This window comes from Phenylobacterium sp. LjRoot225 (genome assembly GCF_964252855.1).
Taxonomy (GTDB): Bacteria; Pseudomonadota; Alphaproteobacteria; order Caulobacterales; family Caulobacteraceae; genus Phenylobacterium.
Map to the genome: position 1 here is coordinate 46,210 of NZ_CAXUPL020000002.1, position 25,108 is coordinate 71,317.

27 protein-coding genes are annotated in these 25,108 nt (G+C 69.4%); 14 read left to right on the forward strand and 13 right to left on the reverse strand.

Going from position 1 to position 25,108, the window contains the following annotated elements; all coding sequences use genetic code 11:
- Positions 1–82: 82 nt before the first annotated feature.
- Positions 83–334 carry a GlsB/YeaQ/YmgE family stress response membrane protein gene (locus ACSQ2B_RS10545; RefSeq protein ID WP_436049685.1) on the forward strand — a complete coding sequence of 84 codons (252 nt, stop codon included), beginning with the start codon at positions 83–85 and terminating at the stop codon, positions 332–334.
- 285 nt (positions 335–619) lie between these two features.
- On the opposite strand, the gene ACSQ2B_RS10550 is transcribed toward ACSQ2B_RS10545, so the two are convergent.
- A complete protein-coding gene (locus ACSQ2B_RS10550; RefSeq protein ID WP_436049687.1) occupies positions 620–1,540 on the reverse strand; it encodes a sugar kinase in 921 nt (306 codons plus the stop codon).
- Positions 1,541–1,790: 250 nt separating this feature from the next.
- On the opposite strand from ACSQ2B_RS10550, the gene ACSQ2B_RS10555 reads away from it, so the two are divergent.
- The gene (locus ACSQ2B_RS10555) at positions 1,791–2,417 is read left to right on the forward strand and encodes a DUF4142 domain-containing protein (RefSeq protein WP_436049689.1); all 627 of its coding nucleotides are present in this window, start codon (positions 1,791–1,793) and stop codon (positions 2,415–2,417) included.
- Positions 2,418–2,453: 36 nt separating this feature from the next.
- On the opposite strand, the gene ACSQ2B_RS10560 is transcribed toward ACSQ2B_RS10555, so the two are convergent.
- Entirely contained in the window at positions 2,454–3,239 is a 786-nt protein-coding gene (locus ACSQ2B_RS10560) for a glycosyltransferase family 2 protein (RefSeq protein ID WP_436049690.1), read from the reverse strand.
- A 101-nt stretch (positions 3,240–3,340) separates the two neighbouring features.
- Entirely contained in the window at positions 3,341–4,465 is a 1,125-nt protein-coding gene (locus ACSQ2B_RS10565; protein WP_436049694.1) for a mechanosensitive ion channel family protein, read from the reverse strand.
- A 117-nt stretch (positions 4,466–4,582) separates the two neighbouring features.
- On the opposite strand from ACSQ2B_RS10565, the gene ACSQ2B_RS10570 reads away from it, so the two are divergent.
- Positions 4,583–5,185, forward strand: coding sequence for an alpha-ketoglutarate-dependent dioxygenase AlkB (locus ACSQ2B_RS10570; RefSeq protein WP_436049695.1), 603 nt, complete (start codon positions 4,583–4,585; stop codon positions 5,183–5,185).
- Between the two features lie 6 nt (positions 5,186–5,191).
- On the opposite strand, the gene ACSQ2B_RS10575 is transcribed toward ACSQ2B_RS10570, so the two are convergent.
- From ACSQ2B_RS10575 to ACSQ2B_RS10600, 6 genes are all read right to left on the reverse strand, one after another.
- Positions 5,192–6,562 carry a L,D-transpeptidase family protein gene (locus tag ACSQ2B_RS10575; RefSeq protein WP_436049696.1) on the reverse strand — a complete coding sequence of 457 codons (1,371 nt, stop codon included), beginning with the start codon at positions 6,560–6,562 and terminating at the stop codon, positions 5,192–5,194.
- A gap of 56 nt (positions 6,563–6,618) precedes the next feature.
- The gene (locus ACSQ2B_RS10580) at positions 6,619–7,032 is read right to left on the reverse strand and encodes a hypothetical protein (RefSeq protein ID WP_436049697.1); all 414 of its coding nucleotides are present in this window, start codon (positions 7,030–7,032) and stop codon (positions 6,619–6,621) included.
- Positions 7,033–7,170: 138 nt separating this feature from the next.
- Positions 7,171–7,716 carry a DUF1697 domain-containing protein gene (locus ACSQ2B_RS10585; protein WP_436049698.1) on the reverse strand — a complete coding sequence of 182 codons (546 nt, stop codon included), beginning with the start codon at positions 7,714–7,716 and terminating at the stop codon, positions 7,171–7,173.
- Positions 7,713–8,339: a glutathione S-transferase family protein gene (locus ACSQ2B_RS10590; protein ID WP_436049699.1), complete on the reverse strand. Its 627-nt coding sequence runs from the start codon at positions 8,337–8,339 to the stop codon at positions 7,713–7,715. Before ACSQ2B_RS10590 ends, ACSQ2B_RS10585 begins: the two co-directional genes overlap by 4 nt.
- A 52-nt stretch (positions 8,340–8,391) precedes the next feature.
- Entirely contained in the window at positions 8,392–9,195 is an 804-nt protein-coding gene (locus ACSQ2B_RS10595; protein WP_436049700.1) for an ABC transporter permease, read from the reverse strand.
- On the reverse strand, positions 9,195–10,019 hold the full coding sequence (locus ACSQ2B_RS10600) for an ABC transporter ATP-binding protein (RefSeq protein ID WP_436049702.1): 825 nt from the start codon (positions 10,017–10,019) through the stop codon (positions 9,195–9,197). Before ACSQ2B_RS10600 ends, ACSQ2B_RS10595 begins: the two co-directional genes overlap by 1 nt.
- A 71-nt stretch (positions 10,020–10,090) precedes the next feature.
- Between ACSQ2B_RS10600 and ACSQ2B_RS10605 the strand changes: the two genes are divergently transcribed.
- Positions 10,091–11,185, forward strand: a complete 1,095-nt coding sequence (locus ACSQ2B_RS10605; RefSeq protein WP_436049704.1) for a peptidylprolyl isomerase — start codon at positions 10,091–10,093, stop codon at positions 11,183–11,185.
- 7 nt (positions 11,186–11,192) lie between these two features.
- Here ACSQ2B_RS10605 and ACSQ2B_RS10610 read toward each other — a convergent pair whose 3' ends face one another.
- Entirely contained in the window at positions 11,193–11,666 is a 474-nt protein-coding gene (locus ACSQ2B_RS10610; RefSeq protein ID WP_436049706.1) for a VOC family protein, read from the reverse strand.
- A 98-nt stretch (positions 11,667–11,764) separates the two neighbouring features.
- Here ACSQ2B_RS10610 and ACSQ2B_RS10615 point away from each other — a divergent pair, with 98 nt between their 5' ends.
- Positions 11,765–12,493 carry a glutathione S-transferase gene (locus ACSQ2B_RS10615; RefSeq protein WP_436049708.1) on the forward strand — a complete coding sequence of 243 codons (729 nt, stop codon included), beginning with the start codon at positions 11,765–11,767 and terminating at the stop codon, positions 12,491–12,493.
- A gap of 15 nt (positions 12,494–12,508) precedes the next feature.
- On the opposite strand, the gene ACSQ2B_RS10620 is transcribed toward ACSQ2B_RS10615, so the two are convergent.
- Positions 12,509–13,438, reverse strand: a complete 930-nt coding sequence (locus ACSQ2B_RS10620) for a hypothetical protein (protein ID WP_436049710.1) — start codon at positions 13,436–13,438, stop codon at positions 12,509–12,511.
- Between the two features lie 162 nt (positions 13,439–13,600).
- On the opposite strand from ACSQ2B_RS10620, the gene purB reads away from it, so the two are divergent.
- Positions 13,601–14,911, forward strand: coding sequence for an adenylosuccinate lyase (gene purB, locus ACSQ2B_RS10625; protein ID WP_436049712.1), 1,311 nt, complete (start codon positions 13,601–13,603; stop codon positions 14,909–14,911).
- Between the two features lie 218 nt (positions 14,912–15,129).
- Here purB and ACSQ2B_RS10630 read toward each other — a convergent pair whose 3' ends face one another.
- On the reverse strand, positions 15,130–15,453 hold the full coding sequence (locus ACSQ2B_RS10630) for a DUF1476 domain-containing protein (RefSeq protein ID WP_436049714.1): 324 nt from the start codon (positions 15,451–15,453) through the stop codon (positions 15,130–15,132).
- Positions 15,454–15,683: 230 nt separating this feature from the next.
- Between ACSQ2B_RS10630 and purC the strand changes: the two genes are divergently transcribed.
- The 6 genes from purC to ACSQ2B_RS10660 all read left to right on the forward strand — a co-directional run bounded on the left by purC (position 15,684) and on the right by ACSQ2B_RS10660 (position 20,184).
- Positions 15,684–16,439 carry a phosphoribosylaminoimidazolesuccinocarboxamide synthase gene (gene purC / locus ACSQ2B_RS10635; RefSeq protein ID WP_436049716.1) on the forward strand — a complete coding sequence of 252 codons (756 nt, stop codon included), beginning with the start codon at positions 15,684–15,686 and terminating at the stop codon, positions 16,437–16,439.
- Positions 16,439–16,678 (forward strand): phosphoribosylformylglycinamidine synthase subunit PurS, encoded by a 240-nt coding sequence (gene purS / locus ACSQ2B_RS10640; protein WP_436049718.1) that lies wholly within the window; start codon positions 16,439–16,441, stop codon positions 16,676–16,678. Before purC ends, purS begins: the two co-directional genes overlap by 1 nt.
- Entirely contained in the window at positions 16,675–17,046 is a 372-nt protein-coding gene (locus tag ACSQ2B_RS10645) for a hypothetical protein (protein ID WP_436049720.1), read from the forward strand. The genes purS and ACSQ2B_RS10645 overlap by 4 nt, the downstream gene beginning before the upstream one ends.
- Positions 17,043–17,522, forward strand: a complete 480-nt coding sequence (locus ACSQ2B_RS10650) for a DUF3291 domain-containing protein (protein ID WP_436049722.1) — start codon at positions 17,043–17,045, stop codon at positions 17,520–17,522. The genes ACSQ2B_RS10645 and ACSQ2B_RS10650 overlap by 4 nt, the downstream gene beginning before the upstream one ends.
- Positions 17,519–18,181, forward strand: a complete 663-nt coding sequence (purQ, locus tag ACSQ2B_RS10655) for a phosphoribosylformylglycinamidine synthase subunit PurQ (protein WP_436049724.1) — start codon at positions 17,519–17,521, stop codon at positions 18,179–18,181. Before ACSQ2B_RS10650 ends, purQ begins: the two co-directional genes overlap by 4 nt.
- A gap of 62 nt (positions 18,182–18,243) precedes the next feature.
- Positions 18,244–20,184 (forward strand): CocE/NonD family hydrolase, encoded by a 1,941-nt coding sequence (locus ACSQ2B_RS10660; RefSeq protein WP_436049726.1) that lies wholly within the window; start codon positions 18,244–18,246, stop codon positions 20,182–20,184.
- A 21-nt stretch (positions 20,185–20,205) separates the two neighbouring features.
- On the opposite strand, the gene ACSQ2B_RS10665 is transcribed toward ACSQ2B_RS10660, so the two are convergent.
- Positions 20,206–21,270, reverse strand: a complete 1,065-nt coding sequence (locus ACSQ2B_RS10665; RefSeq protein WP_436049728.1) for a patatin-like phospholipase family protein — start codon at positions 21,268–21,270, stop codon at positions 20,206–20,208.
- Between the two features lie 204 nt (positions 21,271–21,474).
- On the opposite strand from ACSQ2B_RS10665, the gene purL reads away from it, so the two are divergent.
- Complete coding sequence (gene purL / locus ACSQ2B_RS10670) at positions 21,475–23,670, forward strand: phosphoribosylformylglycinamidine synthase subunit PurL (protein WP_436049730.1); 2,196 nt, start codon at positions 21,475–21,477, stop codon at positions 23,668–23,670.
- Between the two features lie 207 nt (positions 23,671–23,877).
- Positions 23,878–25,107: a serine hydrolase domain-containing protein gene (locus tag ACSQ2B_RS10675; protein ID WP_436049731.1), complete on the forward strand. Its 1,230-nt coding sequence runs from the start codon at positions 23,878–23,880 to the stop codon at positions 25,105–25,107.
- The last annotated feature ends 1 nt before the right edge of the window (position 25,108 follow it).

The following is a 25,108-nucleotide window of genomic DNA, read 5'->3' on the forward strand; positions in this document are numbered from 1 at the left end:
CCTGGCGGAACCAAGGACGCGGCATGATGCTTAAGCTTGCCAGGCCGCGGAACTTCGCCGAGGCCCAGCACAGGAAAGAACCATGAGCGGCGTAGGATTCCTTGGCGCGATCATCATCGGCATTCTGGCGGGCTGGCTCGCGGAAAAGATCATGAAGCGCAACCACGGCCTGGTCACCAACCTGGTCGTCGGCCTCGTGGGCTCGCTGCTCGGCGCCTTGGTCGCCGGCCTTCTGGGCATCAATTTCGGCGGCTGGATCGGCAGTCTCGTGGTGTCCACCGCCGGCGCGGTGCTGCTCCTCTTCCTTTGGGGCCTCGTCAAGCGTCGCGCCTAGGCTTCCCACAGCGGATAAGGGCGGCTCCGCGGGCCGCCCTCCGCGGCGGCGCGCCGAATTCCTGCTCATCGGGCGGCGCGCCTGCCTAGGCGACGGTCAGATCCGCCGAGGTTGCGCCTCTTCATCCAAGGGGTCGGGAACCCGACTTATTGTCGAGAGGTTACGTGGAAGTTCCGCATCGGTCACCGCCGGGCGTCGAACGGACCGACCCGATGAACGACGAGCCCCCACTCCAGTCGGGTCGGTCCTCTCTCGGCGGCGCACGCCCCCGCAGGGAGGGCCGCGTCAGAACGCCGAGCCGATCCCCGGCATGGCGGCGCGCGGAATGATTGCCCCGATGTGCTGCACCACGACATTGGCCAGACGTCGCGCCGCCGTCACCGAAGCCCGCAGATCCTCACCCCTCAGGCGGGCCGCGAGATAGCCGGCGTTGAACGCGTCGCCGGCGCCCGTGGTGTCGAGCGCGCGCACCGGCGGCTCGCGCGAAACCCGCAGGATGCTCCCTCCGGCGCGGACCATGACGGCGTGGTCGTGGCTGCGAACCACGACCTCGGCGCCCTGGCCGGCCCAGGCCGCGGCCATCGCGTCCGCGGCGTCGCCGTAGAGGCCGTCCAGGTCCGAACGTCCGGCCGACACGTAGCGGCAGAGCGGGACGATGGCCTCAATGGCGGCCTGCGCCTGCTCGAGGCTGGTCCACAGCTGCAGCCGATGATTGGGATCGAAGGCGATCGCCGCGCCGCACGTCTTGGCCTGGGTCAACAGCTCCAGAAGGGCCGCACGGCCGGCCTCGCCGACGATGGCCAGGGTGACGCCCGAGACATAGACCAGCCGGGCCGCGCAGACGGCCTGTCGGAGGGCGTCGCGATCGGCGAGCGCGAAATAGTCCCGCGCCGGCGACTCCGCGCGCCAATAGAAGAACCGCCGCTCTCCCGCCTCGTCGCGATCGAAGGCGTAGAGGCCGGGCAGCCGCCCGGGCGCGGTCCGCACCAGGGCGGCGTCCAGGCCCTCGACGGCCATCATCCGCAGAATGCCGGCGCTGAACGGATCGCCCTCGCCGATCGCCGTGCCATAGGCCACCGACAGGCCGAGGCGGCGCAGATACACCGCCGTGTTGAAGGTGTCTCCGGCATAGCCGAGCGCGGCCTGACTGGGCGCCGTCAGGCCGACCTCGACCATGCACTCTCCAAGCGCGACGACCTCGGTCACAAAACTCTCCGAGCTTTCGATCGCCCTTTATCGCGCGGCTGCGGCCAAGGTTCCGCCCGCGGGTGATCACACCCTCGCGCCTGGGGCGCGGGCGGACGTTCTGTTCACTGCCGGGGTCGAAGACCCGCAGGCCGCGCCGCCCCCAAGGGACCGGGGCCTGCACAGTTTCTTTGCACAGAAATGTGATCCTGCCCGGAACCTGCGCTTCCCCAAGGGGTTCTGTCGCGAGTCAAAACCTCGGGAGACGCCCATGAAACGCGCACTGCTTCTGACCGCCGCAGCGGCTGCGGCCCTGTCCCTAGCCGCCTGCAACAGGCAGAATGCGGGCAACACGGCAGACGCCGGGAACACGATGAACCCCGGCCAATCGGCGCCGGTCAACGCGGCTCAGGACGCCATGGGCGCCGCCGTCGGCGCCGCCTCGTCGACCACGCTCGGCTCGCATGACACGGGCGCGTTCGTCGACAATGCGGGCCAAGGGAACATCTATGAGATCCGGGCGGCGAAGATCGCCGAGCAGAAGTCGAAGGCGGCCGACGTCAAGGCCTACGCCAAGATGATGGTCATCGACCACACGGCGCTGGAAAACGAAATGAAGCCGCTGATCTCCGCCGCCGGCAAGACCGCGCCGACCGAGCTCGACCAGCGCCGCAAAGGCTTCCTCGACAATCTCAGCGCCGCCAGCGCGCAGGATTTCGACAAGGCCTACATCGACCAGCAGGTCGCGGCGCACGAGGAGACCCTCAACCTGATGAAGGGCTACGCCGACAACGGCGACGACGCCGGCCTGAAGGCCGCGGCGGCCAAGACCGCGCCCAAGGTCGAGGCTCACCTGGACAAGGCCAAGGCCATCCAGGCGAAGCTCAGCGGCGGCTAGGCCGAACGATGCGGCGGTCGTCCCGGACGACCGCCGCTATTTCATAACGTTTTGGGGCATTTGCGCGGCTCGCTGATGAAGGATCTCCTTGGCCTTCATGTGCGAGAGCAGAGGATAGAGCCCGGCCATCAGCGAGATCGCGAAACCGAAGTTTCCGTCCAGCCGTCCCTTGCGGTCGAAATAGCACTTCCAGAACCGCCGCAAGCCGCGGAAGACATTGTCCCAGAGCTCGCCCGGGTCGCCGCGATCGGCCAGGTCGAGCCCGCGCAGCAGGGTGTAGCGGTTGAGCCGCTGGACCATGTCGCTCAGGTCCTCGTCCACATAGTGCTGGATGGCGCAGGTCAGCACGCCCGCGCTGACGCCGTCGAACTTGACCCCGGGATGGACCCGCTCGAGCTTCCAGTGCTTGCAGCCCCGCCGCGCCAGGCGCGCGCCGAGGGTGCTGCCGAAGCTGCCGCCCCAGCCATGGCGCACGAGGACCGCGCCCACGTAGTTGTCGATCGGGATCTTGAACCAGTCGCCCCGGGCCTCGGCCACGGCCCGGCGGATCTCCGCCGCCAGCTCCGGCGTGACCCGCTCGTCGGCGTCGATCTCCAGGACCCATTCGCCGTCGCAGGCCGCAAAGCCCGCTTGCTTGCGGTGGCTCTCCAGATCGAAAGCGCCCTCGACGACAACCGCGCCGGCCTGGCGAGCGATCTTGACGGTGGCGTCGGTGCAGCGATCGGCGACCACCACCATCTGGTCAAACCCGCGCAACGTGGCGAGACAGGCGCCGAGTTGCGCCGCCTCGTTGTGCGCACAGACCAGGGCCGAAATTCTCACGCCGTCCATCCTCCTTGAGTCGCAGCGCCCCTTATAGGGCGACCCCAGGCGGAGGAAGGAGCAATCGCCGCGCGAGCGCGGACCGACCTCCTGCGGACGACCTATTGCGGACGCGCCCCGTTCGGCGCCGCGGCCTCGCGCGCCCAGGCCCCCAGGGCGGCGACCTCCAACCGGTCGCGCGGCAGGGCGTCGGGATAGGCTTCGCGGAGATAGGCGATCATCGTCTCTCGTACGATGCAGCGCAGGTCGAACAGCTTGCCGGCGTCGCCCGCGCTCATCAGGCAGCGGATCTCCATGCTGCGCTCCTTGGCCTCAGTGACCTGCAGGGCCGCGACGCGGCCGTCCCACAGCGGCGCCTGCTTCAGCACCTCCATCAGCTTGGCGCGCAGAGGTTCGACGGGCGTGATGTAGTCCACATAAAGCATCACGGCCCCCATCTGGGCGGCCGTCTCCCGCGTCCAGTTCTGGAACGGCTTGGTGAGGAAGTAGGTGAGCGGCAGGACCATCCGCCGCTCGTCCCAGAGGCGGACGATGACGAAGGTTGCGGTGATCTCTTCGATAAATCCGACCTCGTTCTCCACGACCACCTGATCCTCCAGGCGAATCGGCTGGGTGGTGGCGATCTGGATGCCGGCGATCAGGTTGGACAGCAGCGGCTGCAGCGCCAGGCCGACCAGCACGCCGGCCGCGCCGCCGGCCGCCAGCAGGCTTACCCCCCACTGGCGGACCGTGGAGATGGTCATCAGGGCGAAGCCGGCGGTCACCACCACCACCAACACGCCCGCCGCGCGCTGCAGGATGCGGATCTGCGTCAGGTGCTTGCGCGCCAGCAGATTGTCGGCCACGTCGACCCGGTTGCGCCGGAGGAACAGGGCTGCGGAGATGTCGAGGGCGACCAGCGCGCTCCAACCCACCAGGACGATAAAGGCGATGGCGAAGGCGTGCTGGGCGAAGGCGGTCTCCGACTTGGTGAGCGGCGAGGCGGCGAGCGCCGCGCTCAGGGCGACGATCACCATGGCCAGCCGGCCGGGCGCACGGGTGCGCATCAGGAGCGGCCGCCAGAAGTCGGACCTGCCCCGCAGGCTGCGGCGCACCAGGCGCACCAGCACCGCGTGGGCGACCAGGGCGACAACCAGCGCCAGGGCCATCAGGACCAGGGTGAAGACCCAGTCCGGCGCCCAGGCGAAAAGCGGCTGCAGGTCTTTCAATGCAGTGATCAGGGTCATGGGTGTCCGGTCCGGCGCCCCCGCCGAGGGGTGGAAACCCGCGAGCCTCACTATGGTTCACGGCGAGGGAGCCGTGCCGGGAGCCTGGCGCGCCGCCGGAACGTTCCTGCACACACCATGAGCATCGCCCAGCCCAGCCTGTTCGACGCCGCGCCACCCGGCCTGCCGGAGGGTTTCGTCTATCGCCCGGAATTCCTGAGCCCGGACGAGGAGGGCGAGCTGGTCGGCCGGCTGGCGGCCTTGCCGTTCCAGGCCTTCCAGTTCCACGGCTTCGAGGGCAACCGGCGGGTGGTCTCCTTCGGCTGGCGCTACGACTTCAACGAGGGCGGGCTCAAGCGCGCCGAGCCCTTCCCCGACTGGCTGCGGCCGCTGGCGGCGCGGGCCGCGGCCTTCGCCGGCGTCGCGCCCGGGGCCTTCGCCCACGCCCTTCTGACCGAATATGCGCCCGGCGCCGGCATCGGCTGGCATCGCGACCGGCCGCAGTTCGAAGACGTGGTCGGCGTCTCCTTCCTGTCGCCCTGCCGGCTTCGCTTCCGGCTGAAGGAAGAGGCTGGCTGGAAGCGCTGCGCCTTCACCGCGGAGCCGCGCTCGGCCTATCTGCTGCGCGGCCCGGCGCGGCGCGAGTGGCAGCACTCCATCCCTCCGCTGCAGACCCTGCGCTACTCGGTCACCTTCCGCACCTTCCGCCCTGACGTGAGGCCGCCGGCCGAAGGCGCCTAGGCGGCGTCAACGGCTGGCGAGCCGGGTTGAGCCGGCTTCCAGTTGGGCGATAAGCGCCGGATCACGGCGATAGATGTCGCGGCGCGGGTTCAGCCCCTCGCCGGTCGGGGCGACGGTGAAATAGACGAGATAGACCGGCACGGGTTCGGTCAGGTCGGCACGGGTCTCCGGCGGTCCGGGCCGCCGCCCCGCCGCCGTAACCGCCTCGCCCAGCAGCCAGCGGGCGAGCCTGGGCGCATCTTCCAGCCGCACGCAGCCGGCGCTGGCCAGCCGTTCCTCTCCGGTGAAGAGGGCGCGCAAGGGACTGTCGTGGAGGTAGACCCCCAGTTCGTTGGGGAACATGAACTTGACCTGGCCCATCATATTGGCCCGGCCGGGCAGCTGGCGCACCCGCAACTGCTGGCGTCCGGCGGCCACCTCGGGCCAGTTCACCTTCGCCGGGTTGAGCCGCGTCGCCCGATCGGTCCAGTCGGAGAGGGCTTCGAGCCGCTGGCCGCGGAAGTAGCCCAGCCCCTCGGCCACCACTTTCGGCGCCATCGACTTGGCCACCATGTCCGGCGGCACGTTCCAGTAGGGGCGGAAGACGGCGTAGCGCACCAGGGCGGCCATGGCCGGCGTCGGATCGGTGGGCTTGCCGACCACCACCTTCATGCTGTCGGTCGGGCGGCCGGCCTCATAGGTCCAGAGCCGCTGGGCTGCGACGTCGACCAGGATGTAGCGGCGGCCGAGATCGGTCGGCAAGGCCCGCGCCCGCTCCAGGTTGGCGCGGATCAGGGCCGTCCTGGGTCCCCCCTGGGCCCGTTCCACCGCCAGGGCCGAGCGCAGGCGCTGGTAGATCGGGTTCATCTGCGAGACCTGGGCCAGGCCCGCCTGCAGCGACGGCGCGCGGGCGACCATCTCCAGCACCGCGCGGCGGCCGAGGACGGGCGGGCGCAACTGCGGGTCGCTGTAGAGCAGGTCGGCGGCGGGGTTGGGCCGATGCAGATCGGCGCCCCAGGCGGCGAGCGCCCCGGAGAGCTCGATCTCGGCCCTGGCGAGGTCGGCTGGTCGACCGCTCGCGGCGCGGCGGACAGTGGCCTGCAGCCTGTCCGGACGATAGGCCTGCGGATCGAGGCCGTCGTCGGCGGCGGCCCGCAGCAGCGCGACGAGCTGATCCGCCTCAGGCCCGAGGCGCCCGCGTGCGGTCCACAGGGGCCGGTCTCCGCGAGCCGCATAGAAGGCGGCGAGCTCTGCGTCGGCGGCCGGCGTCGCCAACCGGCTGGCGAGGATCTCACCGACCGGCCCCGGTCGCAGGGCCGCCGCTGCGGATGTCAGCGGCCCTGCCACAGGCATGGAAACGGGCGCGGCCAGGCCGCCGGCCAGGGCGATCAGCCCCACCAGCCAACCCGACCGCGCCTCCGTCTTTTCAGAACGGGGCGCGGGGCCCGTCAGAGTTAGCCGCGCTCGCCAGCGGTCGAGCTCGTGCTCGAACCGTAGCTGCCGCTTGTCGTCGAGGCGCCTGGGGCGGTCTCGGAGGTGGTGGCCGAGGTGTCGGCGCCATATTGACCGGCCGAGCTCGTCGAGCCGTCCGCGCCGGAGGGGGTGGTCGCGCCGGCTCCGGCGGTGGCCGGGCTCGGAGCGGACGGCGACGTCGCCTGGCTGGCGCCGTAGGTGCTCGGCGAACTGGTGGACGCCGCGGCATCGTTGGCGGCGGCGCCGGCTTGTGGCGCGCCGACCCCGGCGGACGTGGTGGCGCCGGTCTGGGCTCCCGTATAGCCGGTGCTCGAGCCGGCGGTGGATTGCGCCAGAGCGGCGCCGGCGAGCAGGGCTGCACCGGCGGCGGCGGCGAAAGCGATCTTCGTCTTCATGTGGTGGTCTCCGGTATCCCCCAGCCCCGTCCCCAACCACTCGCGGCCGCGGCCGTTCCGAAGATTGCTTTTTAGCAATTTGGTTCCACGGCAGTGACGTCCGCTGTCGAGGGCCGCCAGCGCCGCGCTTGGGTGCTGTCAGGCCTCTTCGAGCAAGGCCGCGAGCTTGGTCACCGTGTTCCAGTTGCGGGCGGTGCCGCACAGCTTGAGGGTTCGCTCGATCACCGCGCCGGTCAGCTTCGAATGGCCGATGTCGTCGGGATAGCGGGCGTAGAGGCAGGCCGGCCCCGCCGCCACCTCCTCGGGCCCCTTGATCTTCGCCCGCAGCGCTTCGACCAGGGCGGGCGCCGGCTCGCCGCGCAGGAACATCACCACCAGGTGGTGCGGCGCCTCCTCGGCCATCTTCGTGAAGGGATTGGCCGCGACCACCGCCTGCAGCTGCTCGGCGTCGCGCACGAGGACGTCCGGCGTCGCGCCGAAGGCGGCCTTCAGCCCCGCTTCGAGCCGCGCCTCCAGCGTCGCGTCCGCGGCCGGAGCCCGGACCACCGCATTACCGGTGGCGCCGAGGGTGTGGACGCCCTCGAAACCTGCCGCAGTGAGCGCCGCCTTGAGGTCGGCCATGGCCAGGCGCCGCCCGGCCACGTTCACCGCCCGCAGCAGCACGCCCACCGCACGTTGGCTCATCGCGCGCCGGCGTCCCAGGCGAGGAACTCCGGCCGCTCCAGCAGGCGCTGGGCGTACTCTCCGCCCCGGCCGCCGTCGCCGAAGTCCGAGAGGTGCACGCCGTAGGTCCGGAAGCGGCTGGCGACCGGCGTGTAGAAGGCGTCGACGATCCCCCACTCGGCGCCGCCGAGCCACGGGCCGCCGAAGCGCTGCAGCAGGTCATTCCAGAGGCGGGCGATGCGACGCAGGTCCTTGTGGGTCGCTTCCGAGAGCTCCGCCTCCTTGGGCGTGGCGTTCAGGTCCATCGGACATTCGCCCCGCAGCGAGGCGAAGCCGGAGTGCATCTCCGCCACCGCCGCCCGGGCCAGGGCGCGGACCGCCGGATCCTCCGGCCAGAGCCGCGCCTCGGGGAACTTCTCGGCGACGTATTCGCAGATGGCGAGGGAGTCCCAGATGACGAGTTCGCCGTCCTTCAGCGCCGGCACGTGGCCGCTGGGGCTCAGGGGCGCGATGGCCGCGGCCGTACGATCGCCCTGGCGCAACGCCACCGGAATTTCCGTGAACTCCGCGCCGGCCTTCTTCAGCACCAGCCAGGGACGCATCGACCAGCTCGACCACGCCTTGTCGCCAATGACGAGTTCCATTCTCTCGCTCTCCTTCGAATGCGCCAGCCTGCAGGCCGACGGCGAAATACGCCTAGCTGGCGGTCTCAGCGCTGTAACGCGCGATGAGGCCCGTGCGGATCGCGTGCCGGTAGACGGCGGCGAAGGCCAGGCCCGCCAGCACAAGATATAGGCCCGCCAGTCCCATGCCGATCGCCAGCTGGCCCCAGGGCGGCGGACCTCCCGCCACGATCGTCCGCATGCCCTCGAAGACATAGGAGGGCGCCATCGCGTGGCCGATCATCCGCATCCACGGCGGCAGGGTGGCCAGCGGATAGAAGACCCCGACGAAGGGCGAAAGCAGCGAGGGGATCGGCCAGATCAGCCACTCCGACGCCGGCCCGAAGCGCAGCACGATCGCCGTGCCGAGAACGCCCAGGGCGATGCCGGTGATGAACAGCACCAGCAGGAAGGGGACCAGGGCTACGCCATAGCCCAGGAAGGACAGCCCGAAGACGCCCGTCGCCAGCGCCAGCATGGCGATCAGCCCCAGGATGCTGGTGCAGACGCCCGTCGTCACCAGGCCTGCGAGATACTCCGAGATCCGCAAGGGCGTGGCGAAGAGGTTCAGGAAGTTGCGCGACCAGACGTCCTCGAAAAAGGCGGTCGTCGTCCCCTGCATGACGCGTGAGAGGAAGTCCCAGAGCAGCACGGCGCCCAGCAGGGAGGCGGTGAAGTTGGCCCTCGGCCCGGTCACCTGGTCGAGGTAGCGGCTGATGAAGCCCCAGAGCACGATGTCGATGGCCACCCAGGCGATCATCGGCAGCAGCCGCACGGGACTGCCGCGCAGCAGGTAGAACTGCCGCAGCACGATGGCGGCGACGCGAGAGGCGCGCATCAGGCCGCCGCCTCGCCGGTCGCCGGATGCTGGTGCGCCACGGCGAGGAACAGGTCTTCGAGATTGGCCGCCCCGTGCTCGGCGATCAACTGTTCGGGCGTCCCAGACAGCAGCACCTTGCCGCGCGACAGGAACAGCACCCGGTCGCAGACCTCTGAGACCTCGTACATGTTGTGGCTGGTCCAGAGCACGCCCGCCTGGGTCTGGCGAACGAAGTCGGTGATGTGGCCACGGACGTCGCGCGCGGTCGACGGATCGATCGAGGCGGTCGGCTCGTCGAGCAGCAGCAGGCGCGGGCTGTTCAGCATGGCCTTGGCGAGCGCCACCCGGGTCTGTTCGCCGGAGGACAGGACGCCGGTCTTGGCCTTGCGGTGGCGCGAGAGGTCGAACTCCTCGATCAGCGCGTCGATCCGCGCGGTCAGGCCCTTCACCCCATAGATCATGCCGAACACCCGCAGGTTCTGCTCGACGCTGAGGTTGCCCGGCAAGGGCGCGTAGACGGCGGCGAAGTTGGTTCGCGCCAGCGCCCGGCTGCGCGCCTTGGCGAGTTCGAAGCCGTCGATCCGGATCTCGCCCGCGGTGGGCTCGAGGACCCCCAGGATCATGTTGATGATGGTGGTCTTGCCCGCCCCGTTCGGCCCCACGAGGCCGACGATCTCGCCCGGACGCACCTGCAGCGACACGTCATCGACCGCCGCCAGCGCCCCATAGGTCTTGCGCAGGCCGGTTGCGGCGAGGACCGGCTCGGAAGCAGGGGGCGCGGGATAGGGCATCTGCAGGCTCCACTCGCAGAGGCTGAGCGTCGCCGCAAGCGCCCCCGCCACGAACCGTTAACCGTGTCGCTCCTAGCGTCGCCTTGATGAAGGATTCGGCTGGGGGGCTGGCGATCAAGACCGTGTCACTGGCTCTGGCCGCGGCGATGCTGGCGGCGACCGGCGCATCCGCCGAGGGCGGCGGCGAGCCTGCGCCCAAGCCCGTCCATCACGCGCCGGCGAAGCCCAAGGCGGCGGCCCCGAAGCCGGCCGCAGCCGCCCCCGCTCCAGCGCCCACGCCTGTTCCGCCGCGCTCCGCCGTCGCGTCGGCGACCATCGCCCCTCCCCTCGTGGCGCCTGCCGCCGCCACCGCGCCGGCCACCGTGGTCGTCAGCCTGCCCGCCGCGCTCGCCGACTGGCGGGCGCTGGACGCCGAGAACACCCTGATCCTGGACACCGACAAGGGCCGCGTGGTGATCGAGCTTCGGCCGGAGTTCGCGCCGTTGGCGGTGGCGCGGATCAAGCGGCTGGCCCGCACGCGCGTCTATGACAACCTGCAGTTCCACCGGGTCGTCGACGGCTTCATGGCCCAGACCGGCAATCCCAACAATCTCGACGGCGGCAAGAGCCTCGAGCCGGACCTGCCCGCGGAGTTCACCTTCCGCCTCGGCGCCGAGACGCCGCGGGTGCAGATCTCCCGTCCGCTCGGCGAAAGCCAGGGCTTCATCGGCGCCCAGCCCTATGTCTCGGTCGACGAGATCCGCATGGCCATGTCGCCGGACCGCCGGGTCAGCGCCTGGGGCGCCTTCTGCCCCGGCGTGGTGGCGATGGGCCACGACTCCGAGCCGAGCAGCGGCAACAGCGAGTTCTTCGTCATGCGCGCCGCCACGCGCAGCCTCGACCGCAGCTATTCGGTGGTCGGCCGGGTGGTGATGGGCCTGGATGCGGTGCGCGCCCTGACCGCTGGCGATCCGCCGATTCAGCCCAGCCGGATGCAGAAGGCGCGGATCATGGCCGACCTGCCGGAGTCCGAGCGGCCGCAGATCGCCGTGCTCAACACCCTCAGCCCGGAGTTCCGGGCCATCGCCGAGCGCGTCCGGGCGATCCGCGGGGCAGACTTCTCGATCTGCGACGTCGAGGCGCCGGTGCGGGTCATCGCCACCCCGGCCCCGCCAAAGCCCGCCGCCAAGCCCAAGCGTCGCTCGCGCCGCCCTCCCCCGGCCGAAACCGCGGGCTGACCAGCGCCTAGCCGGCGTGGGCCCGGCGCAGTTCGGCGATGTCGAGCTTGGTCATCTTCAACATCGCCTCGGTGGCGCGGCGCGCCTTGTCCGGATCGCGGTCACCGATCAGCTCGGGCAGGACCGTGGGCACGATCTGCCACGAGAGGCCGAACCGGTCCTTCAACCAGCCGCACTGGCTCGGGGCGCCGCCGTTCGCCGTCAGCTTCTCCCAATAGGCGTCGATCTCGTCCTGGGTCTCGCATGGGACGACGAAGGAGATCGCCTCGCTGAACTGGAAATGCGGTCCGCCGTTCAGCGCCGTGAAGCGCAGTCCATCGAGCTCGAAGACGACGGTCATCGCCTGGCCCTCGGGACCCGGCCCGGCCGGGCCGTAGCGCGTCACGTCGCAGATCCGCGAGTTCGGGAAGACGGTGGCGTAGAGGGCGGCGGCTTCCTCTGCCTGGGCGTCGAACCACAGGAAGGGTGTGATCGTTGGCATGGCTTGGTCCTCTGATTGAGCTGATCACCCCTAGGACGAACCTGACCGGGCATTCCCGACAGCATCGCGCCCGAGCCTGACAGAAGCGAGCGACACCCATGACCTATGAGCTCTTCTACTGGCCGACGATCCAGGGACGCGGCGAGTTCGTCCGCCTGGCGCTGGAGCAGGCCGGCGCGCCCTACGTCGACGTGGCCCGCGACGAGGCCCCGGGCCGAGGGGTCGAGGCCCTGCTCGCCCTGCTTGAGGGCGGCGGCGAGCATCCGCCCTTCGCACCGCCGATCCTGCGCGATGGCCAGATCCTGGTCGCCCAGACCGCGGCCATCCTGCTCCACCTCGGGCCGCCGCTCGGACTGACGCCCGCGGACGACGCCGGCCGGCTCTGGACCCATCAGATCCAGCTGACCCTGGCCGACTTCGTGGCGGAAGCCCACGACACCCATCATCCCATCGACGTGGACCTCTTTTACGAGGACCAGCAGTCGGAAGCGGCGCGACGGTCCGAGGGCTTCCGGCGCAACCGCATCCCGAAATTCCTCGGCTGGCTGGAGACCGTGCTGACGCGCAACGGCGCGGGCTCCGGATGGCTGGTCGGCGCCAGCCTCACCTATGCAGATCTCTCCGCCTTCCAGGTGGTCGAGGGGCTGCGATACGCCTTTCCCCATGCGACGCACGAAGCGCTGTCCCAAACCCCGCGACTCGACGACCTCGCCGCACGCGTCCTCGCGCTGCCGAACATCGCCGCCTATCTCGCCAGTCCTCGGCGCATTCCGTTCAACGAGGAAGGCATATTCCGCCACTATCCGGAGCTGGACCCCGCGGACTGATCCCCGGCGTCGGGCTCAGGCGACGCCCTTGGCGTCGGCGGGGGCGGCCAGCGCCATCTGCGCCCAGGCCGCGACGACGCCGCGCTCGGCAAGGCCGGCGTACATCCGCTGCACGGCGACCGCGTTCTCGCGCAGCAGGCTGCGCCAGACCGGCGAGGTCAGGCCGGCGTCGGCGAGGGCGACGCCCCGCGGGCCGGAGACGCAGCTCCCCGCCTCGACCAGGGCCGCGGCCTGCCTTCGGGCGGTCTCGGCCGGCATCTGCAGGCGGCGCGCGAGCGCAGCCACCGACATCGGCGCCAGCGCCCCGCCGTCCGCGCCCGCCGCGGCGGCCAGCAGCGGAAGGATCACCAGGGTCGCCAGCAGGTCCCCCGTCCGGCCGCCAACGCTCTCGGCAGTGCGCAGCAGATAGTCCGACATCAGCCGCACCGCGCCGCGAACCGGGGGTTCATCCTCGTCGTAGTTGGCGGCCGGCAGCGGCTCGAGCAGGCCGCGTCCGGAGAGCATCCGATAAAGGCCGTGGAGCCGCTCGTGTCCGATCCTCGCGGCGTCGAGGTAGTGCGGCGAGAGCAGGAAGGCGGCCGGCACGACGACGCCCGCCTCGCTGATCACGACGACGCCCTGGGCCTCCAGCCGCTTGATCTTGCGGCGCGCGGTCTCGTAGGGCAGCCGCATGGAGACGGCCACGGCCCGGACGCTGACCGGCCGGCGCTCCGCATCCGGCGCGGGGGATTCGAGGGCGCCATAGCGGCTGCGGGCGGCGGGATCGCGGGTCAGCGGGGCGATGTTGGCCTGGTTGATGGCCATCATCAGCAGGGAGTCGAGCGGCTTCAGCCCGGCGATTCCCTGGCCGGCCATGTCGAGCACGAAGTTGAAGGCCAGGACCGCGACCTGCCGATCCCGCGCGGCGAGGTCATTGACGGTGCTGTCCTGGATCGGGTCGCTCAAGGGCTCGCTCGTGACGGTCTCACCCAAGCATAGCACGGTCTTCCGCGAGGGTTCCCGCGGGGAGCGCCCTGCGCGAGGCTCCGCCGCCTGCGCGTCATCGGAGCCGGTGCGGATCGCCGGGGGCCTTGACTCCCCCGGCCCTCGCGCACACACCCCGCGCCCATGATCCCCCGTTACACCCGCAAGGAAGCCGCCGAGATCTGGGCGCCGCAAACGCGCTTCAAGATCATGTTCGAGATCGAGGCCCACGCGGCCGACGCCATGGCCGACCTGGGCGTTATTCCCAAGGAGGCCGCCCAGGTCATCTGGGAGAGGGGTCGCGACGCTGTCTGGGACGCCGATCGCATCGACGAAATCGAGCGCGAGGTGAAGCACGACGTCATCGCCTTCCTCACCCACGTCACCGAGATCGTCGGGCCGGAAGCGCGCTTCCTGCACCAGGGGATGACCTCCTCCGACGTCAACGACACCACGCTGGCGGTCCAGCTGGTGCGGGCCACCGACCTGTTGCTGGAAGACGTCGACCTGGTGCTGGCGGCGCTGAAGCGCCGCGCGCTCGAGCACAAGCTGACGCCGACGGTCGGCCGCAGTCACGGCATCCACGCCGAGCCCACCACCTTCGGCATCAAGCTCGCCGGCCACTACGCCGAGTTCCAGCGCGCCAAGGAGCGGCTGGCGATGGCCAAGTTCGAGATCGCCACCTGCGCCGTGTCCGGCGCGGTCGGCACCTTCGCCAACGTCGCCCCGGCGGTTGAAGAGTACGTGGCCGAAAAGATGGGCCTGGCGGTCGAGCCCGTCTCGACCCAGGTGATCCCGCGCGATCGCCATGCGGCCTATTTCGCGGCGCTCGCGGTGGTCGCCTCCTCCATCGAGCGCCTTGCGGTCGAGATCCGCCACCTGCAGCGCACCGAGGTGCTGGAAGTCGAGGAATTCTTCGACAAGGGCCAGAAGGGCTCCTCGGCCATGCCGCACAAGCGCAACCCGATCCTGACCGAGAACCTGACGGGCCTGGCCCGGCTGGTGCGCTCGGCGGTGACCCCGGCGCTGGAGAACGTGGCGCTGTGGCACGAGCGCGACATCAGCCACTCGTCGGTCGAGCGCGCCATCGCCCCGGACACCACCGTCCACCTCGACTTCGCGCTTCGCCGCCTGGCCAATGTCGTCGACCGGCTGCTGGTCTATCCGGAGAACATGGCCAAGAACCTGGATCGCCTGGGCGGCCTGGTGCACAGCCAGCGCGTGCTGCTGGGGCTGACGCAAAAGGGCCTGAGCCGCGAGGCCAGCTATGCGGCGGTTCAGCGCAACGCCATGAAGGTCTGGCGCGGCGAGGGCAATTTCCTCGACTTCCTGAAGGCCGATCCGGAGGTGACGCTTTCGGACGCCGAGCTCTCCGAGCTGTTCGACCTCGGCTACCACTTCAAGAACGTCGACGTGATCTTCGGCCGGGTGTTCGGCCAGGACGCGGTGAAATAGGCCTCGAGATCCTCCCCTTCGGGGGAGCATCTTTCCTCTCCTGGCATCCCGGTTTCGCGAAGCGAAGAGCGGGACCCATGCACACGGCGTCGCGGGCCAGTCGCGGCATCGCCGCCTCGAATCGAGCAGCGCCGTGTGCATGGGCCCCGGACAAGCCGCTACGCGGCTTTCCGGGATGACAAGGATTTGGGAACGGCGCCGCATCGGCGCCCCCGCCCCTATTCGCCGGAGCGGACGCTCTCGCGGGCCTGAGCCATCAGCTCGGCCATCTTCATCCGCACCTCGGCCTCGGTGACCTGGACGCCGGCGCCCTTCAGGTCTTCGAAGACCTTGCGCAAAACGTCCTCGTCGCCGGGCGCTTCGAAGTCGGATTTGACCACGGCGCGGCTATATTCGTCGATGTGCGGAGGCTGCAGGCCCATCAGACCGGCCGCCCATTGAGCAAGCGCACGGTTGCGACGGACCGAGGCCTTGAATTCCTGTTCCTGATCGAGCGCGAACTTCTTCTCGAAACCCTGTTCTCGATCGTCGAAGGTGGTCATGTGGTCCCCAAAGCGGCGCGAAACCGCGCTCACATATCCCGGCGGCAGCCCGCCCGCAATCGAAAGCCAAGGCGCTCGCTGAAGTTTGCGCAGCGGCCCAGCATCCGCTAATTTCCGCTCGCCTGATATATGAGCGAGAGGCCGAGTCGGATCCGCGCGCGAGGAACCAATCGCGCGCGTTTTTTCGTTTCGCCGACCGGCAAGCCCCGCTCTCCGGAGAAGGCGTGACTATGACCCGCCGTAAGAAGATCTACGAGGGCAAGGCCAAGATCCTCTACGAAGGTCCCGAGCCCGGCACTCTCATCCAGTACTTCAAGGATGACACCACCGCGTTCGATGCGACCAAGAAGGCCGTGCTCGAAGGCAAGGGCGTGATCAACAACCGCATCAGTGAGCACATCATGACGCGGTTGAATACGATCGGCGTCCAGAATCATTTCATCAAGCGGCTGAACCTGCGTGAGCAGCTCATCCGCGAGGTGGAGATCATTCCGCTCGAAGTGGTCTGCCGCAACGTCGCGGCCGGCTCGCTGTCGACGCGCTTCGGCCTGCCCGAGGGCCAGGCCCTGCCGCGCTCGATCATCGAGTTCTACCTGAAGGACGACAAGCTCCACGACCCGATGGTGTCCGAGGAGCACATCACCGCCTTCAACTGGGCCACCACCCAGGAGATCGACGACATGATGGCGCTCACTCTCAGGGTGAACGACTTCCTCACCGGCATGTTCGGCGCCGTCGGCATCAGCCTCGTCGACTTCAAGATCGAATTCGGCCGCGTCTGGGAGAATGACTTCTCCCGCATCATCCTGGCCGACGAGATCAGCCCCGACAGCTGCCGGCTGTGGGACACCCAGACCAACGAGAAGCTGGACAAGGACCGCTTCCGCCGGGACCTGGGCAATGTCATCGAGAGCTACACCGAGGTGGCTCGCCGGCTCGGCATCATGAAAGAGATGCCCACCGTCATCCAAGGAGGCCTCCACTAGTGAAGGCGAAGGTTCATGTGTTTCTGAAGCCCGGCGTTCTCGACGTGCAGGGCAAGGCCGTCGAACAGGCGCTGCACGGTCTGGGCTGGGGCGGCGTCGAGCACGTCCGCGTCGGCAAGACCATCGAGTTCGACCTGGCCGCGGGCGACACGGCTGCGGCCGAGGCCGAGGTGAAGGCCATGTGCGAGAAGCTCCTGGCCAACACCGTGATCGAAAGCTACCGCGTGGAGCTGGCGTGAGGAGGGCCTGCGCCCTCCTCCTGCTCCCAATCCTAAGCCTCGGCGCCTGCGCGCCCAAGGCCAAGCCCGCTGCGGCGGTGGCCCTCGACTGCAGCCAGCCTTTCGAGGCGCTGCGGTCGAAGATCACCGCCCAGCCGGGTCTCGTCCCCGCGCCGCAGGAGCCGAGCGAGCCCTACCGGGCCTATTCGACCGCCGACGGCCACGCCTCCTATTTCATCACCGAGCCCGACGCCCCGGCGCATCCGGCCATCCTGATGCAGCAGGCCGCGGGCGGGGCGATGACCAACACCGGCTGCGCCTATGGCGACCGCGCCGCCTATGATCAGCTGATGGCCTATCTCACAGGCCTGAAGGCGGGACGGAGATGAGCTACCAGCTTGCACAGATCAATATCGCCCGGCTGCTGGCGCCGATCGACGCGCCGGAGACCGCCGAGTTCGTGGCCAACCTCGACCGCATCAACGCCCTGGCCGAAGGCTCGCCGGGGTTCGTCTGGCGGCTGATCGGCGACGGCGACGACGCCACCAACCTGCAGGCCTTCGACGATCCGGCGATCATCACCAACATGTCGGTCTGGGAAAACCTCGATCACCTGGCCGCCTTCGTCTACCGATCCGCCCACCGCGATGTCATGCGGCGTCGCAAGGAGTGGTTTTCGCCGACGGAGACCTATATGGCCCTGTGGTGGGTTCCGGCCGGCCACCGGCCGAGCCCGGCTGAAGGCATCGCGCGTCTGAAGACGATCGAGGCGCTCGGCCCCACCGCGGACGCCTTCACCTTCCGCAATCCGTTTCCTGCGCCGGACGCCACGCCGGCCTACCCCGTTCTGGATGAGTGCGCATGAAAGCCGCCGTCGTCGTCTTCCCCGGCTCCAACTGCGACCGTGACTGCAAGGTGGCCGTCGAGCGCTCGACCGGCGCCAAGGTCGACATGGTCTGGCACGGCGACACCGAGCTGCCGGCGGGCGTCGACCTGATCGTCCTGCCGGGCGGCTTTTCCTACGGCGACTATCTGCGCTGCGGGGCCATGGCCTCGCTCTCGCCGATCATGCGCGAGGTCAAGGCCGCGGCCGAACGCGGCGTGGCGACCGTCGGCATCTGCAACGGCTTCCAGATCCTTTGCGAAGCCCAGCTGCTGCCGGGCGCCCTGCTGCGCAACGAGAAGCTGAAGTACGTCTGCAAGCCGGTGGCGCTGGAGGTGACCAACGCCCAGACCCGCTTCACCGCGGGCTACGCCGGCCGTCGCGACGTCACCATGACCGTCGGCAACGGCGAGGGGAACTTCTTCGCCGACGAGCCGACCCTCGACCGGATCGAGGGCGAAGGCCAGGTGGTCTTCCGCTACCACGAGAACCCGAACGGCTCGGCGCGCGACATCGCCGGCATTGTCAACGCCAAGGGCAATGTGCTGGGCCTGATGCCCCACCCCGACCGGGCCTTCGAGGCCGAACTCGGCTCGGCCGACGGCGCCATCCTGTTCCAGAGCGCGCTCGCCAGCGCCTGATCGCGCTTGCCGGGCGACGTGTGACGGCTAAGGTCCGTCACATGTTACATCCCGGGAGCACCATGACCCTGCCGTCCCTCCTGCTGCGCGCGGCCGGCGCCTGCGCGGCGCTATTGCTCGTCGCCTACCCGGCCCTCGCCCAGGGCCCGGCCGGGACCGACCCGATGACGCCGGACATCCCGGCGAAGTTCGAGGCGCCGACCGCGGCCGACGACTACGTCAAACGGGTCGAAATGATTCCCATGCGCGACGGGGTGAAGCTCTACACCGTCATCGTCGTGCCGAAGGGCGCGCACGACGCGCCGATCCTGCTGACGCGGACGCCCTACGACGCCAAGAAGCGCGCCGCGCGCAACGTCTCGCCGCACGTCGACGCGACGCTCTCCCAGATGGACGAGGACTTCGTCCGCGACGGCTACATCCGGGTCTACCAGGACGTCCGCGGCATGCACGGCTCGGAAGGCGACTATGTCGTCACCCGCCCCCTGATCGGGCCGCTGAACAAGACCGCAGTCGATCACTCCACCGACGCCTACGACACCATCGACTGGCTGGTGAAGAACGTCCGCGAATCCAACGGCCGCGTCGGCATGATCGGCTCCTCTTACGAGGGCTTCACGGTCGTCAACGCCCTGATCAACCCGCATCCCGCGCTGAAGGCCGCCGTGCCGCAGAGCCCGATGATCGACGGCTGGATGGGGGACGACTGGTTCCACCACGGCGCCTTCCGACAGGTGAACCTGGACTTCTTCGCCGAGCAGATGAGCGACAAGAAGGGCGGCGACCCGATCGCGCGCGAAGGCCTCGACGACTACGAGAACTTCCGGCGGGCCGGCTCGGCGGGCGACTTCGCCCGCGCCGGCGGTCTCGACCAGATCCCCTTCTGGCGCAAGATCCACGAACATCCGGCCTATGACGATTTCTGGCGGCTCCAGGCGCTCGACAAGATCCTCGCCGCCCAGCCGCTGAAGGTGCCGACGCTCTGGATCGGCAGCCTGTTCGACCAGGAGGATATCTACGGCGCGCCGCGCGCCTACGCCGCCGCCGAGGCGAAGGACGCCGCCAACGACATGAACTTCCTGGCGCTCGGGGCCTGGCGTCACTCCGGCGTCAACTACGAGCAGCGGGCGCTGGGCGCCTACAAGCTGGCGGGCGACACCGCCACCCAGTTCCGCCGCGACTATCTCAAGCCCTTCCTCGACCAGCGGCTGAAGACCCACGGGCCGAAGGCCGACACCCCGCCGGTGCTGATCTACCAGACCGGGACCGACCGCTGGCAGCGGTTGCAGAAGTGGCCCGCGGCCTGCGAGAGCGGCTGCCAGACGGGCCTGAAGCCGCTCCATCTCCAGCCGAAAAAGGGGCTGGGCTTCACCGCGCCGGCGGCCGGGCGGGCCTATGACGAATACGTCTCCGATCCCGCCAATCCCGTGCCCTATGTGCCGCGCCCGGTGCGCACCGACGTCCCCGACCAGTGGCGCTACTGGCTGACCAGCGACCAGCGCCATGTGGACGGCCGCACCGATGTCCTGACCTATGTTTCGGAGCCGCTGACGACCCCGCTGCAGATCGCCGGCGCGCCCATCGTCAAGCTCTTCGCCTCCACCAGCGGCACGGACTCCGACTGGGTGGTGAAGCTGATCGACGTCTATCCGGACACCGTGCCGTCGCAGCTCGAGATGGGCGGCTACCAGTTCCCGGTGGCGATGGACATCTTCCGTGGCCGCTACCGGCAGAGCTTCTCGGACCCCAAGCCGATCCCCGCCGGCAAGGTCCAGGCCTACCGGTTCGAGCTGCCGAACGCGAACCACGTCTTCCAGCCGGGCCACCGGATCATGGTGCAGATCCAGTCCAGCTGGTTCCCGCTCTACGACCGCAATCCGCAGACCTTCGTGCCGAATATCTTCGACGCAAGGCCGGCGGACTACCGGAAGGCGACCCAGCGGATCTACCACTCGGGCGCCCAGGCCTCGGCGATCGAGCTGCCGGTGGCGGAGATGCAATAGGGGTGGAAGGGCCCCGACGGGTCACTCAGCCGGCACAGGCTCCGGTTTCGCTTTGGCCACCGCTTTCTTCTTTCGATCCGCCTCGGCCAGGGCCTCGAGGGCCGCCTCCTCGCCGGCCTTGGCCAGGCGCTCGATGCCATGAGGCGAGAAATCGCTCCAGGGCGCGCCGTCGAGCGACCCGGTGCGGGTGATGTCGACGATGTTCGGCACCTCGAGATAGCCGCGGTCCAGGTCCTTGTAGGCGGGCAGTTCGCGCAGAGCCTTCCAGTCGTCGTTGGTCCGGATCTCGCGCATCAGCAGCGCCAGACGGTTGAAGCTCATGAGCAGTTGGATGTCCGACGCCGTCTTGTTGGCGAAGCTCAGGGTCATCATCCGCTGCCTGACTTCCGCATAGGTCGTCGGGAGTGTGCCTGCATTGGGGAAGAGGTTGACGACGACGACCTCGCGCTCGGCGGGCGGCGCCTTGTTCGGCTTCATCCGCGCGATCACCTCGCCCAGAGGCGTGTTGTCGAAGAGGCCGCCGTCCCAATAGTGCTTGCCGTCGATGGTGGTGGCGGGGAAGCTGGGCGGCAGGCTGCCGCTCGCCAGCACGTGGTCCAGGGTCAGGCCGCCGTCGCCGCTCCAGAAGGGCGCGATCTGGCCTTCGACGACATCTGTCGCGGTCATGATCAACCGCGGCATCGCCTCGGGATCGGCCAGCGCCGCTTCGTCGACGAATTCGGCCAGGGTGCGCCTCAAGGGCACGGTCGAATAGACGTGGGTCCAGTGGGGCAGGTTCCAGACGTCGCCCCGAGGCATGAAGAAGTTCGGATTGCCCCACAGCGAGGCGTAGGGCTCCAGCTTGTCCGGAAGCCAGGGCGCCGCCACCGTCACCCGCTTCCAGAAGCCCTCCAGCGCCGTCAGCGGATCGCCGCATTTGGGCCTGGCCAGCAGCACCGAAGTAATCGCGCCGATGGACACGCCGGCGACCAGGTCCGGCCTGTAGCCGCGCTGGCCGTAGAGGACCCGGGCGACGCCTAGCTCGTAGGCGCCAAGGGCCCCGCCGCCTTGCAGCACCAGCGATTTGGCCAGGGTTGGATCCGCCATCACTCCCTCCATAGTAGTGGAATAGATAGAGCGTGCCTTATGCGTGTGACCGTCAAGCAAAATGACGGCGTTCTTCCAAAAAGAAAGGGCGAAGCTTGTCCCCCCGCCTCCGCTGGTCCCATCCGGAACGTCCACTGACCGGCTGGCGTCGACGAGTTGTTCCACCCTATCGCGCCCGCGCCTGAGAGTCGCTATTAGGCGCGCATGAGCGCCCAGCCTTCCAAGACCATCGCTGAATCGGCCGCCGAATTCGGCCTGTCGCCTGACGAGTACCAGCTGATCCTGCTTCGGCTGAACCGCGAGCCGAACCTCGTGGAGCTGGGGATCTTCTCGGTGATGTGGAGCGAGCACTGCTCCTACAAGTCGAGCAAAAACCAGCTCATGAAGTTCCCGACCAAGGGCCCCCGGGTGATCTGCGGCCCGGGCGAGAACGCCGGCGTCATCGACATCGGCGACGGCCAGGCCTGCATCTTCAAGATGGAGAGCCACAACCACCCCTCCTATATCGAGCCCTACCAGGGCGCGGCGACCGGCGTGGGCGGCATCATGCGCGACGTCTTCACCATGGGCGCGCGGCCGGTGGCGCTGCTGAACGCCCTGCGCTTCGGCGATCCCAGCCATCCGAAGACCAAGCGGCTGGTCACCGGCGTGGTCGCCGGCATCGCCGGCTACGGCAACTGCGTGGGCGTGCCGACTGTCGCCGGCGAGACCAACTTCCACACCGGCTATGACGGCAACATCCTGGTCAACGCCATGTGCGTAGGCCTGGCCGACGCGGACAAGATCTTCTACTCGGCGGCGCCGGCGCCCGGCCTGCCGGTGGTCTATTTCGGCTCCAAGACCGGCCGCGACGGCATTCACGGCGCGACGATGGCGTCTGCGGAGTTCGACGACGCCTCCGACGAGAAGCGCCCGACAGTGCAGGTCGGCGACCCCTTCGCCGAAAAGCTGCTGATCGAGGCGACGCTTGAGCTGATGGCCTCCGGCGCGGTGGCCGCCATCCAGGACATGGGCGCTGCCGGCCTCACCTCCTCCTCGGTGGAGATGGCCGGCAAGGGCGGGGTCGGCGTCGACCTCGACCTGGACTGCGTGCCGCAGCGTGAAGACGGCATGAGCGCCTATGAGATGATGCTGTCGGAAAGCCAGGAGCGGATGCTGGCGATCCTCAAGCCTGGCCGCGAAGCCGACGGCCACCGCATCTTCGCGAAATGGGGCCTGGACGCCGCGGTGATCGGCCAGACCACCGACACCGGCCGGATGGTGCTGCGGCACAAGGGCGAGGTGGTGGCCGACGTGCCGCTCGCGCCGTTGTTCGACGACGCTCCGCTGTACGATCGCCCCTGGGTCCAGCCGGCGCTGCAGCCGCGGGTCACCGGCGCCGACGCCGCGGCGCCCTCGGACTACGCCGAGGCCGTGGTGAAGCTGATGAGCGCCCCCGACATGGCGTCGAAGCGCTGGCTCTGGGAGCAGTACGACCGCCACGTCATGGCCGACACCCTGGAGGATTCGGCCACCGGAGCGGACGCCGGCATCGTCCGCGTGCACGGGACCCGCAAGGCCCTGGCCGTGACCTCCGACGTCACGCCGCGCTACGTGCAGAACGACCCCTACGAAGGCGGCAAGCAGGCCGTCGCCGAAGCCTGGCGCAACCTGGTCGCGGTGGGCGCCGAGCCGATCGCCATCACCGACAACCTGAACTTCGGCAATCCCGAGCGGCCGGAGATCATGGGCCAGATCGTTCGCGCCACCGACGGCATGGCCGAGGCCTGTGCGGCGCTCGACTTCCCCGTCGTGAGCGGCAACGTCAGCCTCTACAACGAGACCAATGGCGCAGCCATTCCGCCGACCCCGGCCGTCGGCGGCGTCGGCCTGATCGCCGACTACGCCAAACACGCCGACTTCTCGAGCCTGAAGGCCGGCGATGCGCTGGTCCTGCTCGGCGAGACCAAGGGCGAGCTCGGGGCCTCGATGTATCTGCGCGAGATCCTCGGCCGTGAGGACGGCGCCCCGCCGCCCGTCGACCTGGCGGTCGAGCGCCGCAACGGCGAGCTGGTGCGCAAGCTGATCCAGGCCGACGTCCTGCGCGTGGTCCACGACCTTTCCGACGGCGGCCTCGTCGCCGCCGCCGCCGAGATGGCGCTGGCCTCGAACCTCGGCGTCGAACTGACCCTCGGCGCCGAGGCGCCGCACGCTCAGCTCTTCGCCGAGGACCAGGCCCGCTATCTCGTGGGCGTCAGCGATCCGGCGGCGGTGCTGAACGCCGCCCAGGCGGCCGGCGTGCCCGCCGCAGTGATCGGCAAGGCCGGCGGAGACGCGCTGTCCGCCTCCGGCCTCTTCACCCTCCCCCTCGCCCGCCTGCGCCAGGCGCACGAGGGCTGGATGCCGGAGTATATGGACTAAGGCCGCAAAACGCCCCCTCCGTCTCGCTACGCGATCCACCTCCCCCGCTGCGCGGTGGAGGATCTGGGCCGTAGATGCTCCACCGCTTGCGGGGGAGCTGTCCGCGAAGCGGACTGAGGGGGCGTTCGGCGTCTCCGCTCCCCCTTCCCTTCTCCCGCCCTCTCCCCCCATCATGCCGGGGGCCGGCGACGTCGGGAGGACAGCGCAGTGGACGCACGATCGGAATGGACCGGGCTCGACGCCGGGCGACTGGCGCGGATCGGCGAGCATCTCCAGCGCGAGCATATCGACACCGGTCGTCTCGCCGGCTGCCAGATCGCCATCGCCCGCCATGGCCACATCGCCTACGCCCGGTCCTTCGGCCTAATGGACCGCGAACGCGGGAAGCCGGTGCGCGAGGACACCCTCTGGCGCATCTATTCGATGACCAAGCCGATCACCGCGGTCGCGCTGATGATGCTTTACGAGCGCGGCCTGTTTCAGCTCGACGATCCGGTCGCCCGTTTCGCCCCCGCCTGGCGCGGCCAGCGGGTCTGGGTCTCGGGCGAGGGCGCGGACATGGTCACCGAACCCGCGCGGCGGCCGGTCACCATCCGCGACCTGCTGCGTCACACCGCCGGCCTCACCTACGGCGGACAGCTCGGGCCGTATGCGGAAGTCCCGGTCGACGCCCTCTACAAGGCTGCGAACGTCCTCGGCCCGGGTTCGACCGACAGCATGGAGACCTTCCTCGACAAGCTCGGCCGCCTCCCCCTGGCCTACCAGCCGGGGAGCGCCTGGATGTATTCCCTGGCCAGCGACGCCTGCGGGGCCCTGGTGGAGGTGATCTCCGGCCGGCCGCTGGCCGAGGTCTTCCGCGAGGAGATCTTCGCGCCGCTCAGCATGAACGACACGGCCTTCCTGGTGCCGGCCGAAAGGCTCGACCGCCTGGCCGCCAACTATCGCCAGGAGCCGGGCGGCGGCTCCGGCCTGGCCGACGATCCCGCCGCCAGCTCCTACGCCCACGAGCCGGGCTTCAAGTCCGGCGGCGGCGGCCTGGTCAGCACCACCGCCGACTATCTCCGGTTTTGCGAGATGCTGCGCCGTGGCGGCGAGCTTGACGGCGCGCGGATCCTCGGTCCCCGCACGGTCGAGCTGATGCATATGAACCACCTGCCGGACGGCGCGGACGTGGCCCAGCTCGCCCATCCCGCCGACGTGGTCGGGGTCGCGCCAGGAACCGGCTTCGGCCTGGGCTTCGCGGTCACCCGGGGCCAGGTTCAGAGCGGCGGCCTGGGCGGCTGCGACTACTATTGGGGCGGCGCGGCCTCGACCATCTTCTGGGTCGATCCGAAGGAGGACCTCTCGGTCGTCTTCATGACCCAGCTGATGCCCTCCGAGGTGATCGACTTCCGCGGGCCGCTGAAGAACCTGGTCTACTCGGCGATCGTGGACTGAG

What these genes read in the sequence shown, in the direction of transcription:
- ACSQ2B_RS10545 (WP_436049685.1), top strand. Translation starts at nt 83, where the DNA reads ATGAGCGGCGTAGGATTCCTTGGCGCGATCATCATCGGCATTCTGGCG.
- ACSQ2B_RS10555 (WP_436049689.1), top strand. Translation starts at nt 1,791, where the DNA reads ATGAAACGCGCACTGCTTCTGACCGCCGCAGCGGCTGCGGCCCTGTCC.
- ACSQ2B_RS10565 (WP_436049694.1), bottom strand. Translation starts at nt 4,465, where the DNA reads ATGACCCTGATCACTGCATTGAAAGACCTGCAGCCGCTTTTCGCCTGG.
- ACSQ2B_RS10570 (WP_436049695.1), top strand. Translation starts at nt 4,583, where the DNA reads ATGAGCATCGCCCAGCCCAGCCTGTTCGACGCCGCGCCACCCGGCCTG.
- ACSQ2B_RS10580 (WP_436049697.1), bottom strand. Translation starts at nt 7,032, where the DNA reads ATGAAGACGAAGATCGCTTTCGCCGCCGCCGCCGGTGCAGCCCTGCTC.
- ACSQ2B_RS10585 (WP_436049698.1), bottom strand. Translation starts at nt 7,716, where the DNA reads ATGAGCCAACGTGCGGTGGGCGTGCTGCTGCGGGCGGTGAACGTGGCC.
- ACSQ2B_RS10590 (WP_436049699.1), bottom strand. Translation starts at nt 8,339, where the DNA reads ATGGAACTCGTCATTGGCGACAAGGCGTGGTCGAGCTGGTCGATGCGT.
- ACSQ2B_RS10595 (WP_436049700.1), bottom strand. Translation starts at nt 9,195, where the DNA reads ATGCGCGCCTCTCGCGTCGCCGCCATCGTGCTGCGGCAGTTCTACCTG.
- ACSQ2B_RS10610 (WP_436049706.1), bottom strand. Translation starts at nt 11,666, where the DNA reads ATGCCAACGATCACACCCTTCCTGTGGTTCGACGCCCAGGCAGAGGAA.
- ACSQ2B_RS10615 (WP_436049708.1), top strand. Translation starts at nt 11,765, where the DNA reads ATGACCTATGAGCTCTTCTACTGGCCGACGATCCAGGGACGCGGCGAG.
- purB (WP_436049712.1), top strand. Translation starts at nt 13,601, where the DNA reads ATGATCCCCCGTTACACCCGCAAGGAAGCCGCCGAGATCTGGGCGCCG.
- ACSQ2B_RS10630 (WP_436049714.1), bottom strand. Translation starts at nt 15,453, where the DNA reads ATGACCACCTTCGACGATCGAGAACAGGGTTTCGAGAAGAAGTTCGCG.
- purC (WP_436049716.1), top strand. Translation starts at nt 15,684, where the DNA reads ATGACCCGCCGTAAGAAGATCTACGAGGGCAAGGCCAAGATCCTCTAC.
- ACSQ2B_RS10650 (WP_436049722.1), top strand. Translation starts at nt 17,043, where the DNA reads ATGAGCTACCAGCTTGCACAGATCAATATCGCCCGGCTGCTGGCGCCG.
- purQ (WP_436049724.1), top strand. Translation starts at nt 17,519, where the DNA reads ATGAAAGCCGCCGTCGTCGTCTTCCCCGGCTCCAACTGCGACCGTGAC.
- ACSQ2B_RS10660 (WP_436049726.1), top strand. Translation starts at nt 18,244, where the DNA reads ATGACCCTGCCGTCCCTCCTGCTGCGCGCGGCCGGCGCCTGCGCGGCG.
- ACSQ2B_RS10665 (WP_436049728.1), bottom strand. Translation starts at nt 21,270, where the DNA reads ATGGCGGATCCAACCCTGGCCAAATCGCTGGTGCTGCAAGGCGGCGGG.
- purL (WP_436049730.1), top strand. Translation starts at nt 21,475, where the DNA reads ATGAGCGCCCAGCCTTCCAAGACCATCGCTGAATCGGCCGCCGAATTC.